The sequence below is a fragment of the Burkholderia sola genome (assembly GCF_905400185.1).
Taxonomy (GTDB): Bacteria; Pseudomonadota; Gammaproteobacteria; order Burkholderiales; family Burkholderiaceae; genus Burkholderia; species Burkholderia sola.
Genome location: NZ_FR989675.1, coordinates 2504145 through 2518730 on the forward strand (window position 1 = coordinate 2504145; position 14586 = coordinate 2518730).

16 protein-coding genes are annotated in these 14586 nt (G+C 65.8%); 8 read left to right on the top strand and 8 right to left on the bottom strand.

Going from position 1 to position 14586, the window contains the following annotated elements:
- Positions 1-291: 291 nt before the first annotated feature.
- From KR541_RS11485 to KR541_RS11500, 4 genes are all read left to right on the top strand, one after another.
- Complete coding sequence (locus KR541_RS11485) at positions 292-1509, top strand: DUF2863 family protein (RefSeq protein WP_089488673.1); 1218 nt, start codon at positions 292-294, stop codon at positions 1507-1509.
- A 211-nt stretch (positions 1510-1720) separates the two neighbouring features.
- Positions 1721-2563 (top strand): response regulator transcription factor, encoded by an 843-nt coding sequence (locus tag KR541_RS11490; RefSeq protein WP_050016506.1) that lies wholly within the window; start codon positions 1721-1723, stop codon positions 2561-2563.
- 76 nt (positions 2564-2639) lie between these two features.
- Entirely contained in the window at positions 2640-3314 is a 675-nt protein-coding gene (locus KR541_RS11495; RefSeq protein WP_050016504.1) for an energy-coupling factor ABC transporter permease, read from the top strand.
- A gap of 169 nt (positions 3315-3483) precedes the next feature.
- Positions 3484-4110, top strand: coding sequence for a BspC domain-containing protein (locus KR541_RS11500; protein ID WP_050016502.1), 627 nt, complete (start codon positions 3484-3486; stop codon positions 4108-4110).
- Positions 4111-4194: 84 nt separating this feature from the next.
- Here KR541_RS11500 and KR541_RS11505 read toward each other — a convergent pair whose 3' ends face one another.
- Together KR541_RS11505 and yaaA are read right to left on the bottom strand one after the other, a co-directional pair.
- Entirely contained in the window at positions 4195-5349 is a 1155-nt protein-coding gene (locus tag KR541_RS11505; protein ID WP_124554874.1) for a M14 family metallopeptidase, read from the bottom strand.
- A 140-nt stretch (positions 5350-5489) separates the two neighbouring features.
- Positions 5490-6272 (bottom strand): peroxide stress protein YaaA, encoded by a 783-nt coding sequence (yaaA, locus tag KR541_RS11510; protein WP_050016498.1) that lies wholly within the window; start codon positions 6270-6272, stop codon positions 5490-5492.
- Positions 6273-6329: 57 nt separating this feature from the next.
- Here yaaA and KR541_RS11515 point away from each other — a divergent pair, with 57 nt between their 5' ends.
- Positions 6330-6815 carry a putative toxin-antitoxin system toxin component, PIN family gene (locus tag KR541_RS11515; RefSeq protein WP_089488677.1) on the top strand — a complete coding sequence of 162 codons (486 nt, stop codon included), beginning with the start codon at positions 6330-6332 and terminating at the stop codon, positions 6813-6815.
- Between the two features lie 28 nt (positions 6816-6843).
- A complete protein-coding gene (locus tag KR541_RS11520) occupies positions 6844-8016 on the top strand; it encodes a pyridoxal phosphate-dependent aminotransferase (RefSeq protein ID WP_216089544.1) in 1173 nt (390 codons plus the stop codon).
- A 39-nt stretch (positions 8017-8055) separates the two neighbouring features.
- On the opposite strand, the gene KR541_RS11525 is transcribed toward KR541_RS11520, so the two are convergent.
- Positions 8056-8712, bottom strand: a complete 657-nt coding sequence (locus KR541_RS11525) for a glutathione S-transferase family protein (RefSeq protein WP_050016493.1) — start codon at positions 8710-8712, stop codon at positions 8056-8058.
- Positions 8713-8914: 202 nt separating this feature from the next.
- Between KR541_RS11525 and KR541_RS11530 the strand changes: the two genes are divergently transcribed.
- Together KR541_RS11530 and KR541_RS11535 are read left to right on the top strand one after the other, a co-directional pair.
- The gene (locus tag KR541_RS11530) at positions 8915-9706 is read left to right on the top strand and encodes an oxepin-CoA hydrolase, alternative type (protein WP_089488679.1); all 792 of its coding nucleotides are present in this window, start codon (positions 8915-8917) and stop codon (positions 9704-9706) included.
- Between the two features lie 209 nt (positions 9707-9915).
- Positions 9916-10608 (top strand): glutathione binding-like protein, encoded by a 693-nt coding sequence (locus tag KR541_RS11535; RefSeq protein WP_050016513.1) that lies wholly within the window; start codon positions 9916-9918, stop codon positions 10606-10608.
- Between the two features lie 47 nt (positions 10609-10655).
- Here KR541_RS11535 and KR541_RS11540 read toward each other — a convergent pair whose 3' ends face one another.
- The 5 genes from KR541_RS11540 to KR541_RS11560 are packed head-to-tail and all read right to left on the bottom strand — an operon-like array spanning position 10656 to position 14456.
- Complete coding sequence (locus tag KR541_RS11540) at positions 10656-11132, bottom strand: MaoC family dehydratase (RefSeq protein ID WP_089488680.1); 477 nt, start codon at positions 11130-11132, stop codon at positions 10656-10658.
- Entirely contained in the window at positions 11129-11590 is a 462-nt protein-coding gene (locus tag KR541_RS11545) for a MaoC family dehydratase (RefSeq protein WP_050016488.1), read from the bottom strand. The genes KR541_RS11540 and KR541_RS11545 overlap by 4 nt, the downstream gene beginning before the upstream one ends.
- Positions 11591-11628: 38 nt before the next feature.
- On the bottom strand, positions 11629-12762 hold the full coding sequence (locus KR541_RS11550; RefSeq protein WP_050016487.1) for an acyl-CoA dehydrogenase family protein: 1134 nt from the start codon (positions 12760-12762) through the stop codon (positions 11629-11631).
- 19 nt (positions 12763-12781) lie between these two features.
- On the bottom strand, positions 12782-13978 hold the full coding sequence (locus KR541_RS11555; RefSeq protein ID WP_089488681.1) for an acyl-CoA dehydrogenase family protein: 1197 nt from the start codon (positions 13976-13978) through the stop codon (positions 12782-12784).
- Positions 13979-14033: 55 nt separating this feature from the next.
- Positions 14034-14456: a DUF1178 family protein gene (locus KR541_RS11560; protein WP_050016483.1), complete on the bottom strand. Its 423-nt coding sequence runs from the start codon at positions 14454-14456 to the stop codon at positions 14034-14036.
- Positions 14457-14586 lie beyond the last annotated feature (130 nt).

Genomic DNA, 14586 nt, shown 5'->3' on the forward strand with positions numbered 1-14586 from the left:
TTTTTACACTACATCGTTGCGACTGCGGGGCTCAACTTCCTGTACCGCCAAGGCTCGCTACGACCGAACCCCAACAGCACCGCTTCCCTTCCTTCCGCGCCGCGTTTCCGTTAGCGCGAAAGAGGCGTGATTCTATGCAGCTCAGGTCGTGAGCGCAAGGGGTTTCGCAGAAACTTTTTTACACAGGCCGCAATTCGGCCGTCCGGCCATGCTTGGCCACGAGACCGCTTATGGTGCAAAGAACGGACTAGAATGTGAGGTTCTTCGCCTCTTTCTATATACGTCTTTAATATGCGCCAGCGAATCGCCAAACGCCTCCCCCCCGATGCCGACAAACTGGTCGGTCTGTCACTTGCGCTCTTCGCGTCGGGCAGCCGCATCGAGGATCGCTTCTGGGAAGCGAAGCTCGATACGCTGCTCGCCAAGATCGTCCGCAACGGCAATCAAACTACGCTCGACGCCGCGCTCGACCATCTTCAGCAGAATCATCCCGACGCCTACGGCGCGCTCGCCGACATGGCCGAGACGCACAGCGAGTCGATGGTGATCGAGCACGACGGCCAACCATACGATGCGCTGCTGGTCGCCGTCCCGGTCCTCGCCTGGACGCGCTACATGATTCCGTCGGGCCCGCTCAAGGGCGACGTTGCCGACGCGCTGCGAACGCATCTGCAAGCGCACGTGCTCGCGAACGGCACCCTCGTCGGCCTCGCACCGTTCCTCTACAGCATCGACCAGTTGCCGCGGCACCATGTCGAAACCTACCGGCTGGCCCAGCAGCTCGCCCACGCGGCAATCGGCCAGCACGCCCCGAAGCTGAGCTTCGGCGACCTGCCGGAAACTTCGCCGATCCTCGCCGATCCGCGCTTCCTGCTGGCGGTCGTCGCCGCGCCGGCCGGCGCGCCGCTGTTCCGCTGGCAAGAAGAAGAAAACGGCAGCCGGATCGAGCGCGGCCAGTGCCTCGAACAATGGACGGCCCAAGGCGGCCCGAACCTGTCGATCGCGCTGCCCGGCTGCGAGTTCGAATGCCTGCTTCCGGACGCGTACTACTCGGCTTGTCGCGATGCGGACGAACGCGTACGTCCGCATACCGTCCGAACGGCCATTCGTTATCTATTCGACACACTTGGTGCAGCGCCGCAAGAGCTACGCGCGGTGGTCGCCGGCTTCGGCGAACGCCGTATCGACGAGTATCGCGTCGGCTTCACGCGACGTGCGAGCAACGACGTGATCTACGGTGTCGTGTGGCCGCTCTACGGCCGTGAAAACGGCGACATCTCGGTCGACAACGCGACGCTCGAAGGCGAAGCGCCGATCGAAGGACCGCTCGAGGAAATCGTGAGCCTGCTGAAGGAATGCGGCGTAACCGACGTCCGGCGGCACGCGGGCCGCTTCGAACCCGAATACTGCGACGACTGCGGCGTGCCGCTTTACGCCGATCCGCTCGGCGAAATTGTCCATGCGGAAATGCCGGAAGACGCGTCGCCCGCCCAGCCGCACTTCCACTGACCCGCACCGCAGGCCCAGACGGCCTGCCCGCCCCAAAGCCGCTTTCGGTTCCCTGCCGAAGCGGCTTTTTTCATATCCGATGCCCGGTCGCTCGAAATTTCGAACTTTTCCTAAGCCTTTCAGCCAAGCAGACATCGTGTAAGGTCTTTGTCATTATCGGGGCCAGCTTATCCCCGACGGCAGTCAATGACTCACTTCACGGAGGTTGAATATGCGGTTCTTGGTACTTAACTCAGACGCCGAACGGCGTGACGGACTGAAGACCCTGTTGCGGCAGATCGACCGGCACGCCAGCATCAACGATGCGCCTGACGGTTTCCAGGCACGCCGGCTGCTGCGCACCCAGCGTTTCGACCTCGTCGCGATCGACTGGCTGGACGTGGGCCGGATCAGCGAGCTTCAGGCACTCGGCAACGCGTGCTCGCCGACCCCGGTCGCCGTCCTGGTCGACGACATCTCGCCCGAAGCGATCCAGCGCTTCTTCAATTACGGCGTCGCAGGCGTGATCCCGCATTCCACGCGGCCGCACCTGATCGTGCGGGCGCTCGAGATCGTGCTGCTGGGCGGCCACTACATTCCGCCGATCGCCCTCAGCCTGCTGCCGTCCACGGCAACGGCGACGGCCCGCCACGACGCCCATTTCCAGACGCTCGCGGGCTCCCTGCCGCGGCGCCCGCCGAGCGGCCTCCTGTCGCCGCGGCAAGCGCAGATCATGCGGTTCGTCCACATGGGCAGCACGAACAAGATGATCGCGCGTACGCTCGGCATCAGCGAAGGCACCGTGAAGATCCACCTCGCGAGCATCTTCCAGCAGCTCGGCGCCGCAAACCGCGCCGCCGCGGTCGCGATCTACAACGGCTGGCTGTCGCCCCATCTCGAGGTGCTGCTGGCGAACCGGAACCGCGCCCGTAAACCGGTCATCGGGGAACACGGCCCGGCTCCGCTGCGTACACAACGGCATGACCGTCCGTACCCGTTACCCACCGCGAATACCGGCACGCAGGACCTGCCACTCGCCGCCGAGCCACCGGCACGGTTCAGGCGCGGACGCTAGGCAAACAGTCTCGATATTGCGACGGTCGGGCATGTGCAGGCTCCCACCTTTGATGCTCAACGAGTAATATGGACGCATGGGTTTTCTTTTCACACCGCTTCCGCTCTGGGTTGGCATCGGTGGCTGGATCGCCGCCGTGGCCCTGCTCGCGCTCGCGATCTGGAATCGCCCCTTCGTACGCCTGCAAGACGCCACGCTTCAGCACGTGTGGCTCGCGCTCGTCACAGCGATCGCGGTCCTGTGGGCCTCGAACGCATGGCTCGAAGATGGCATCGTCATGCATCTGCTCGGCGCGACGTTGCTCGTCACGCTGTTCGACTGGACGCTCGCACTGGTCGCGATGGGCGCCGTCACGGCGATTGCCGCGGTCATCTTCGACGCGCCGTGGCAAGGCATCGGCCTGACCTATCTGATCTACGGTGCGCTGCCTGTCGGCGTGTCGGCGTTGCTGCAACGCGCCGCACTCGCGTGGCTGCCGCACAACCTCGCGTCGTTCATCACCGGGCAGGGCTTCCTGTCGCCCGCTATCGCGATCGTCGCGGTCGCCGCGGCGGCGGCCGGTGTCCAGCTCGCGCTCGCGGACGGCGTGCCCGTCGTGATTCCGGCCGGCTATCTGCTGAACACCGCGCTGCTCGCGCTCGGCGAGGCCTGGTTCACCGGCATGGCAACGGCCCTCATCGCCGTCTATCGCCCCGCGTGGGTCACGACCTTCGACGTCCGCCGCTACCGCCTCGGCGGCCCGCGCGCCTGAATTTCCTCCGCATCGGACGAGCGCACACGCGTATCGGCGGCCATTCCGCCGCGCGCGCCGAATACGTCACCTACTGCCGCACAACTTTTTTACGCTAAGATTGAACTCCTGTTCTTCATCGGGCATCTATACGTGCCCGACGTCTTCTTCGCTCCTCACCAATAACCAGATGGACAGCTCACCTGCCTCGCTCCGGATTTTCCGGGCGCTCGGCAAGCTGGCAGCCTGTATCGCGGGCCTGTCGCTTGCGCTTCCCGCACCGGTATTCGCCGACCTGCTCGACCAGCGTTCCGAACTGATCAACAAATTCGTCAACGAGATGCGTGCCGATCCGCTCGCCGCCGATTGTGCGGCGCACGGCAGCTTCATCGCCAGCACGTCGACGGCGTTCGATCGCGTCGACTTCGCGCCGAACGCATTCGACGGCGGCAACGCGACGATCACGCCGTGGAACGACTCGTTCGACCAGGGCAAGCAGCGTGTGAAAGTCGACAACATCGTCACCGTCGACGGGCTCGGCATCCATAGCGACGGCAGCGACCCGACGCCGCTGAAATTCCGTTGCGGCTATGTCGGCCAGCAAATGCTCGCGTTCAGCTGGAACGATCCGGTTCCGCCGCTGAAGCCGCGCGTCGAGCGCTCGTCGTCTTCGACGAAGAAGTTCAAGGGCAAGTCGCACCGCGGCAAAGCCAAGGCGAAGGCATCGGGCCGCACCGGCAGCAAGAAGGCCGTCGCGACGAAGAAATCAGGCGGGCAGAAGAAAGCCGTGAAGAAAAAAACCGCGAAGAAGTCCTGATACGGCGGAGCGGCGACGACAGCATCAAAAAAGGCCGGTGCATCGCAAGATGCGCCGGCCTTTTTCATGCGACGACGGCTGCGCTTACGCGAACGTGTCGACGTGCACGAGGATCGCGGCCAGCATCGCCGCGCCGAGCGCCGCGCTACGCTCGCCGTTCCAGCCGACGCGCTCGTCGGGCAGGTTCGCATTGTCCTTGAACGGCATTTCGAGCGTCAGCGACAGGCAGCCGAACTGGTGGCCAATGTACTTGGACGCGAGCTTCAGCGCGTCTTCCTTGTACTTGCTCGCCGCGTAGCCATGCTCGGTCTGGAAGTCGGGGCTGGCGACCTTGAACGCGTCGATGAACGCGGTCTGCTCCTTGCGCTGCTGCTCGGTGAAGCTCGGCAGCATCTCCGAGCCGGCGACGAACACGTACGGCAAATCCTCGTCGCCGTGAATGTCGAAGAACATGTCGCAGCCGATCGCGTGGATCGCATCGCGCACGGCCAGCACTTCGGGGCTGCGCTCGGCATCGGGCGCCATCCACTCGCGGTTCAGGTTCGCACCGGCCGCATTGGTGCGCAGGTTACCGTGCACGCTGCCGTCCGGGTTCATGTTCGGGACGATGTGGAACGTCACGCGATCGTAGAGCTTGCGCGCAACCGGGTCGCCCGCCCAGTCGCCCCATCCGGCCAGCCGCTTGACCAGGCCTTCGACGAACCACTCGGCCATCGATTCGCCCGGATGCTGGCGCGCGATGATCCACACCTTCTTCTTCGGCGCGCCATCGGTTTCCGGCGTGCCGAGCGTCAGCAGCGACATCGGACGGCCTTCGACCGTGCGGCCGAGCTCGGCGACCCTCGCCTGCGGCAACTGCTGGACCGCGCCGAGAAACGCCGCGTGACGCTCTTCGGAGTACGGTTCGAAATACGCGTAGTAGATGCTATCGAATTCCGGCGTATGGTCGATGGTCATCGTCTTGCCGTCGAATGTCGTCGGCACCCGGAACCAGTCGACGCGGTCATAGCTCGCTACCGCGTGGTAGTTGCGCCAGCCCGACGGATACGCGCATTCGGCTGCGTTCTCGAACGTCATCACGCATCGCTCGCCGCGCGCCCCCGTCAAACGGTAGTAAAACCATTGCGCGAATTCCGAGCGATTGTCGCCACGCACGCGCAGCCGGATTGCGTCGGGGCTATCGCACGACACGACGTCGATTGCGCCCGCGTCGAAATTACTGGTGATCGAAACGGCCATCTGTCTATCTCCTTTGTCGACCAGCGTAAGCGCTTCAGCGCTTACGCTGGTCCCATGCAAAGCGGTCGACCGAATCGGGCAGCGTACCGCCTGTCCGGCCCCAATGCATGCGCCGGCCGTCTCGTGAACGGCCGGCTGGGTCACTCGCCGATGCGCCGGCGATATACGTAAGTCGAATCGTTCGACGCCGCCGCATCGAACGCATAGCCTTCGGTCGCGAATGCCTTCAGCGCCTTCGGGTCGGTGATACGGTTCTCGACGACAAAACGCGCCATCAGGCCACGCGCGCGTTTCGCATGGAAGCTGATGATCTTGTAGCGGCCGCCCTTCCAGTCCTCGAATACCGGCGTGATGACCGGCGCGGCCAGCAGCTTCGGCTTGACCGACTTGAAGTATTCGGTCGACGCGCAGTTGACGAGCACGCGCGCCGCGCCGCTGCGCGTCTCGAGCTGCTCGTTCAGCGCCCGCGTGATGCGGTCGCCCCAAAACGCATACAGATCCTTGCCGCGCGCGTTCGCGAAACGCGTGCCCATCTCGAGCCGGTACGGCTGCAGCAGGTCGAGCGGACGCAACAGCCCGTACAGGCCCGACAGCACGCGCACGTGCTGCTGCGCATAGTCGAGATCGGTCGGCGACAGCGATTTCGCGTCGAAACCCTCGTAGACGTCGCCGTTGAACGCCAGCACGGCCTGCTTCGCGTTGGCCGGCGTGAAGGTCGGCGACCAATCGGCGTAGCGCTGGAAGTTCAGGCGCGCGAGCGGGTCGGAGATATCCATCAGCGCCGCGATGTCCTGCGGCGACAGCTTGCGCAGGCCGGCGATCAGCTCCGACGCGTCGTCGACGAATGCAGGCTTCGTGTAAGACTGGATGTGCGCGGGCGTCTCGTAGTCGAGGGATTTGGCGGGAGAGAGAACGATTATCATAGAGGCTCGCTGGCACGCCGTGCCTTGCGGTCAGACGAAAACCACCGATTGTAACGAATGCCCCGCTCTCTCGCCCCGCATGCCGCCCACCGCGTCGTGCTCGACTCGAACGTCTGGATCGACATCCTCGTATTCGACGACCCCGCTACGCGCCCAATCCGTGCCGCGCTGGAGCGCGGCACGCTGGCCGCCGTAATCGACGGCCGCTGCCTGACCGAGCTCGAATACGTGCTCGACTATCCGCAGTTCCAGTCGCGCGCGATCGACAAGGCTGCCGCGCTCGCGACGGTCGCCCGGCTCGCGAGCCTCGTCGAACCGTCGCCCGTCGACGCCGACGCGCCGCCGCTGCCGAAGTGCAAGGACCGCGACGACCAGAAATTTCTCGAACTCGCCCGCGCCGCACAGGCCGACTGGCTCGTGTCGAAAGACCGCGCGCTGCTGAAGCTCGCGAAACGCACCGCACGCGACTTCGGCTTCCGGATCGCGCAACCCGCGCCGTTCGTGGAAGCCTGCGCGCTCGACGCCACGGCGACGCCGGCCTGACGCCTCACACCCGAATTCGACCGTCTCGATGAACGCTCCTTCAGATATGCCAACGACTCCCGTTTTCCCGTCGCGCCTGCCGAACGTCGGCACGACGATCTTCACGGTCATGAGCGCGCTTGCCACCGAAAAAGGCGCGGTGAACCTCGGCCAGGGCTTCCCGGATTTCGATTGCGATCCGCGCATCGTCGATGCGGCCGCCACCGCGATGCGCAACGGACACAACCAGTACCCGCCGATGGCCGGCGTCGCGCCGCTGCGCGACGCGATCGCCGACAAGATCGCGCAGGTGTACGGCCGACGCTACGATCCGGGCACCGAAATCACCGTGACGGCCGGCGCGACGCAGGCGCTGCTGACGGCGATCCTCTGCGCGGTGCATCCGGGCGACGAAGTGATCGTCGTCGAGCCGACCTACGACAGCTACCTGCCGTCGATCGAGCTTGCCGGCGGCAAACCCGTGTTCGTCACGCTGGACGCACCCGACTACACGATCCCGTTCGACCGTCTCGCGGCCGCGATCACGCCGCGAACGCGGATGATCCTGATCAACACGCCGCACAACCCGACGGGCACCGTGTGGCGCGAGGCCGACATGCGCAAGCTCGAGGACATCGTGCGCGGCACCAACGTGCTGATCCTGTCCGACGAGGTCTATGAACACATGGTCTACGACGGCGCGCGCCATGAGAGCGTCGCGCGCTACCCGGAGCTCGCCGCGCGCAGCTTCATCGTGTCGAGCTTCGGCAAGACCTATCACGTGACGGGCTGGAAGGTCGGTTACGTCGCGGCGCCGGCGGCGCTGACCGCGGAATTCCGCAAGGTCCACCAGTTCAACGTGTTCACGGTGAACACGCCGATGCAGATCGGGCTCGCCGACTACCTGCGCGACCCGGCGCCGTACCTGTCGCTCGCGGGCTTCTATCAGAAGAAGCGCGACTTCTTCCGGGCCGGCCTCGAGCGCACGCGCTTCAAGCTGCTGCCGTGCACGGGCACGTACTTCCAGTGCGTCGATTACTCGGCGATCAGCGACCTGCCCGAAGCGGAATTCTCGAAGTGGCTCACGTCGGAGATCGGCGTGGCGGCCATTCCGGTGTCGGCGTTCTATCATGAGCCGCACGAATCGGGCGTCGTGCGCTTCTGCTTCGCGAAGCAGGAAAGCACGCTCGCATCCGCGCTCGAACGGCTCGCCCGCCTGTAAGCCCGGCAGGGGCGGCCACGCGCCGCCCGTCAGACACGCTTACGAACGCACGACGTTCGCCGCTTCGACATACGCCTTGCGCTCGGCTGCCACGCGTTGCGCGGCCGGGCGTTCACCGACCGTCTTTGCGTGCGCCTTCCAGTCGATGCCAGCATCGAGCAGGAAGTCGCGCCCGAAGACGGCCTTCGTCGCCATCCCGACGACCGGCAGATGAACCCACGCGGCCATGTCCGCGAGGCCGAACGAGTCGCCGAGCACATGCGGCGAAAAGCGCGTCATCTGCTTGAATGCATCGATCGCGCGCGGCAGGCGCTTCTCGACGTGCGCCTTCATCCCGTCGCTCACCTTGCCGCCGAAAAACGCTTCCGTGTACACCTCCCGCGCCATCCATTCGAGATACAGCTCGAGCGTCTCGACAAGTTCGCGCACCTTCGCCGCAGCGAACGGGCTTGCGGGGAAAATGCCTTTCTCGGGATAGCGCGCCGCCAGGTATTCGATGATCGCCTGCGACTCGAACAGCGCGCCCTCTTCGGTCTTCAGGAACGGAATCTTGCCGAGCGGCGAATCGGCAAGCTGCGCCGGATCGCTGATCGGAAAACCGCACACCCGTTCCTCGAATGGAATGTCGTGCTCGAGCAGGACGAACTTCACCTTGTTGTAGTAGTTGGACAACGGAATACCGCACAGCTGTAGCATCGGGGTCTCCTTCCTTGCTGAAGCGCGGCCGCATCGACGCCGGCCGCATCGGGATTCATCGCGCTGAAAAGCACGTCCGTGCTAGTCTAAAGCAAGTTGTGTGTTCGTCACGACGACATTACCTCCGCTGCGGCGTCGGCTTCGCCCGTCCGCGCGACACACGCGGCGTCGCCGCCGCGCCATCCGATGGAGACACGCTCGCATGAGTGCTGAACTGCTGGCCTCGCGTCCGCCCGAGAGCGAATCGACGCTCGTCCTCACGCTGTCCAATCCCGGCGCGCGCAACGCGCTGCATCCCGACATGTACGCGGCCGGCATCGAAGCGCTCGCCACCGCCGAGCGCGATCCGGCGATTCGCGCCGTCGTGCTGACCGGCGCCGATCGCTTCTTCTGCGCAGGCGGCAACCTGAACCGGCTGCTCGAGAATCGCTCGAAGGATCCGTCCTTCCAGGCCGACAGCATCGATCAGCTCGCGGCATGGGTCACGGCGATCCGCGCGTCGACGAAGCCGGTGATCGCGGCCGTCGAAGGCGCCGCGGCCGGCGCGGGCTTCTCGCTCGCGCTCGCGTGCGACCTGATCGTCGCCGCACACGATGCGAAATTCGTGATGTCGTATGCGCGCGTGGGCCTGACGCCCGACGGCGGCGGCTCGTGGTTTCTCGCCCGCGCACTGCCGCGTGCGATCGCGGCCGAAATCCTCTTCGAAGGCAAGCCGGTTGCCGCCGAACGCCTGCATGCGCTCGGCGTCGTCAACCGGCTCACCGCGCCCGGCACGGCACTGAGCGACGCACTGGCATGGGCCGACGCGCTCGCCGGCATCTCGCCGAATGCGCTCACGCGCATCAAGTCGCTGCTCGACGACGCGACCGCGCAACCGCTGGACGCGCATCTCGGCACCGAGCGCGATCATTTCGTCGCGTCGCTGCATCATGCGGACGGGCTCGAAGGCATCACCGCCTTTCTCGATAAGCGCCAGCCGCGCTACAAGCGCTGATCCGCCGCGTCGGCCTTCGAACCGACGCTACGCCGCGACGTCCATCCGATGCGCCGCGCGCAACGCCCGCGGCGCTCTCCCGTGCGGCCGCGCATGCCCGTCGGCACGCGCGTTTCCGTCGCCAGCAGCCCGTGTCGATCCATGCTCTAATGACCGCCTGTCGCGGCGCCGCCGGCGCCGTTTTCGCGCATGCCACACAGGAGTTGACGATGATCGACGTCTATAGCTGGGCGACCCCGAACGGCCACAAGGTACACATCATGCTCGAGGAAACCGGCCTCGCGTATCGTGCGCATCCGGTCGATATCGGTGCCGGCGACCAGTTCAAGCCCGAATTCCTGAAGATCAGCCCGAACAACAAAATCCCCGCGATCGTCGATCCGGACGGCCCCGGCGGCCAGCCGATCTCGCTGTTCGAATCGGGCGCGATCCTGATCTACCTCGCGGAGAAGACCGGCAAGTTCCTGCCGACCGAGCCGGCCGCGCGCTATGCGACGCTCGAGTGGCTGATGTTCCAGATGGGCGGCGTCGGCCCGATGCTCGGGCAGGCGCACCACTTCCGGCTGTATGCGCCGGAGAAGATCGAGTATGCGGTCAACCGCTACACGAACGAAGCGAAGCGCCTGTACAACGTGATGGAAAAGCGGCTCGGCGAATCCGAGTATCTCGCAGGCGACACGTACACGATCGCGGACATTGCGACTTTCCCGTGGACGCGCTCGTGGCAAAACCAGGGCATCGTGCTCGATGAACTGCCGAACGTGAAGCGCTGGCACGAGGCGATCGCCGCGCGACCGGCCGTGCAGCGCGGCGTCGAGGTGCTCGCGTCGATGCGCAAGGCGCTGCAGGACGACAAGGCTCGCGAGGTGCTGTTCGGCGCAACGCAATACGCGAAGCACTGACGAGCGTGTAACGAGCGGAGCGGCATCCGCGCATGCCGCTCCGTGCTTCAGAAGTAATGCAGCGTGACGAACTCCGCCGCGCATACCGGCAGCGGCGCGTCGGGGCGCTCGACCTGCATCGATACCGACCACGTTACCTGGATGCCGCCGCGCGCGGCGTCGGCGGTTTCCTTTACCGCGAACAGCGCACGCACGCGCGCCCCGACCGGCACCGGCTTCAGGAACCGCACGCGGTTCAGCCCATAGTTCACGCCCATCTTCTGCTCGAAGCGCATCGCGTCGGTCATCAACGCAGGAATCAGCGACAGCGTCAGGAACCCGTGCGCGATCGGCCCGCCGAACGGCGACTCGCGTCGCGCGCGTTCGGGGTCGACGTGAATCCATTGATGATCGCCGGTCGCGTCGGCAAAACCGTCGACGCGCGGCTGGTCGATCTCGATCCAGCCGCTCGCGAGCGGCTCCGCGCCGACCCGCGCCTGCAGCGCCTGCGCCGATGCGATCAGCGGCAAGGTCACGTCGGTCATGAGTTCGCGCCCCCCGGATGGCGCAGCCCGAAAATCACCTTGGTGTGCACGGAGATCACCGTCTCGCCGGCTTCGTTCACGCCGATCCATTCCGTCGACACGATGCCGCGATCGGGCTTGCTCTCCGACACGCGTTTGTCGTGCACCTTCTGGTACATCGTGATCGTGTCGCCGGCGCGCACCGGCTTCAGCCAGCGGATCGAATCGATGCCCGGCGAGCCCATGCTGGTCGAATCCGGCCCGAGCTTCTGGACCAGCAGGCTCATGAATACCGAGCACGTATGCCAGCCGCTCGCGACGAGCCCGCCGAAATGCGACGCCTTCCCCGCTTCCTCGTCGACATGGAACGGCTGCGGATCGTAGCGCTTCGCGAACGTCTTGATGTCGTCGGCCTCGAACGTGTAGCGGCCCACTTCGGTGGTACTGCCGACCACCAGGTCTTCGTAACTGATGCCCACTGATAAGTCTCCTTGTCTGGCGCGCTCGCGCGTCACCGTCATGCTACGTCGGTCTGCGCGAAATCGGGCAGCGCCGCGATGCGGGCGAGGTGATGATCGGTATCGCCGAGCGTCGTCTCGATGATCGACAGCCGCTTGAACAAATGCGCGGCGGCCACCTCGTTGGTCACGCCCATGCCGCCGTGCAGCTGGACCGCCTGCTGGCCGACGAAGCGCGCGGCCGCGCCGACCCGCGCCTTCGCGGCCGACACGGCCTTGCGCCGCGCATCGGCATCGCCGTTCGCGTAGCGGACCGCCGCGAGATAGGTCAGCGAACGCGCCTGCTCCGCATGGATCAGCATGTCGACCATCCGGTGCTGCAGCGCCTGAAAACGCGCGATCGGCACGCCGAACTGCTCGCGCGTCTTCGTGTATTCGACCGTCGCGCGATTCAGTTCGTCGAGCGCGCCGACCGCTTCCGCGCACAGCAGGAAGGTCGCGTAATCGGCGATCTGCTCGAGCGCCGCCGCGTCGCGCGCCCCACCCGTCAGCAATCGGGCCGGCGTTTCGTTGAACATGATCGTCGCGGCGCGCTGGCCGTCGATGGTCCGGTAGTCGACCACCTTCGCATTGGCCGCATCGCGTTCGACGACGAAGAGGCCGAGGCCGCCGCCGTCGACCCGCGCAGGCACGATCCACGCGTGCGCCTGGGCGCCGTGCTGAACGACCGACTTGGTACCGGTCAGCCGGTACGTGCCGCCCTGCCCGCGCGCGCGCGTGTCGAGCTCGTACAGGTCGTAGCGCGCGTGCGGTTCGTGGAACGCGACCGCCACGCGCTTGTGCCCCTGCGCGACCGCCTCCAGCAGCGCGGCATCGTCGCCCGCGCCGGAGCCGGCGATCCGCAACGCCTCGACGCCAACCGCCGTGGCCCAGTACGGCTCGATCACGAGCGCACGGCCGAGCTCCTGCATCACGACCAGCATGTCGACCGGGCCGCCGCCGAAACCGCCCTGTGCGTCCGGCACGGGCAACGCGGTCAAGCCCAGTTCGGTGAATGCGCTCCACTGCGCATCCGACACGCCGGTATCGCTACGCACGATCGCCTGGCGCGCGTCGAAGCCGTATTGCTCGCCAAGATACCGGCGCAGCGCGTCGGCGAACTGCTGCTGCTCATCGGTAAAGCTGAAATCCATGGTTGTCTCCGTTCCCTGATCACAGCCCCAGAATCATCTGCGCGATGATGTTCTTCTGGATCTCGTTCGACCCGCCGTAGATCGACGTCTTCCGGTAATTGAAGTAGTACGCGGCGAGCGGCGCCGCATCGTCGTCGCCGGCGATGCTGTGTTCGCGCTCGCCATCGAGGAACGGCACGTCGAACGGTGCGGCCAGCGGACCGATCGCTTCGACCATCAGCTCGGTGAGCGCCTGCTGCACCTCGGTGCCCTTGATCTTCAGCATCGACGCCTCGGGGCCGGGCCCCTTGCCGCTCGTCTCGCGGCTGACGACGCGCAGCACCGTCACCTCCAGCGCCATCAACTCGACTTCGAGCGCCGCGACCTTCGCGGCGAACACGGGATCGGCGAGCAACGGCTTGCCGTTCTTGCGCTGGTTCGATGCGACGCGCTTCAGGAACGCGAGCTCCCGCTTCGACGCGCCGACGCGCGCGATGCCGGTGCGCTCGTGGCCCAGCAGGTATTTCGCGTAGGTCCAGCCGCGGTTCTCGTCGCCGACGAGGTTCTCGACCGGCACCTTCACGTCCTCGAAGAACACCTCGTTGACCTCGTGGTCCTCGTCGAGCATCACGATCGGGCGCACCGTGATGCCGGGCGTCTTCATGTCGATCAGCAGGAACGAGATGCCTTCCTGCTTCTTCGCGGCCGGATCGGTGCGCACGAGGCAGAACATCATGTCGGCATACTGGCCGAGCGTGGTCCAGGTCTTCTGGCCGTTGACGACGTAGTGATCGCCGTGGCGCTCGGCGCGCGTGCGCAGCGACGCGAGGTCGGACCCGGAACCCGGCTCCGAATAACCTTGGCACCACCAGTCCGAGCCGTCGAGAATACGCGGCAGATAGTGGCGCTTTTGCGCTTCGCTGCCGTATTTCATCAGGACCGGCGCGACCATCGACACCCCGAACGGCAGCACGGTGGGCGCACCGATCCGTGCGCACTCCTCGTCCCAGATGTGCCGCTGCGTCGCGTTCCAGCCCGGGCCGCCGTATTCGACCGGCCAGGCGGGCGCGGACCAGCCGCGCTGGCCCAGGATCCGGTGCCAGCGCGCGAAATCCTCGCGGTCGAGTCGTTTGTGATCGAGTACCTTGGCGCGCAGTGCGTGAGGCAGGCTGGCCTCGAGCCAGGCGCGGACGTCGGCGCGGAACGCGTCGTCGGCGGGGGAATAGTCCAGATCCATGCGCAGTGTCTCCTGTCCGCGGCCGTCCGGCCCGGCCAAGGACACACTGCGTACGTCATTGCAGCGGTTCTTTCAGCGCGGCAGGAATCGGCAGCGGCATCACGTCGATGCCTTCTTCGACCAAGGACTGCGCATCCTCCGGCGTCGTGACGCCGCGAATGCTGCGTGCGGGCGCCTCGTTGTAATGGATGCGCCGCGCTTCCTCGGCGAAGCGCTCGCCCACGTTCTCGGTCTTCTCCAGCACCTCGCGCAGCGCGCGCATCACCTGCGCCTGCAGCGCACGCGGATCGGCCGGCTGCGGCTGCGTCGCGCCCGACAGGTTCAGGCGCGGCGCGGACGGCATCCGGTTGATCTCCGTCGTTCCGCACACCGGGCATTCGACCAGCTTGCGGGACAACTGCGCTTCGAATTCATCGGCGGAAGCGAACCAGCCTTCGAACCGATGACCGTGCGGACACTGTAAATCGAGGACCTTCATGCTGAATCAGGGCGTGTGACGAGTGTAGCGCAAAAAGCGGTTTTGTGAACGGTCGTGCTAAATCCCGATCGCGCGGCACGAACGCACCGCGTCACCGGATTGTAACGCGGCGCCCCGCCCGCCGCTGACG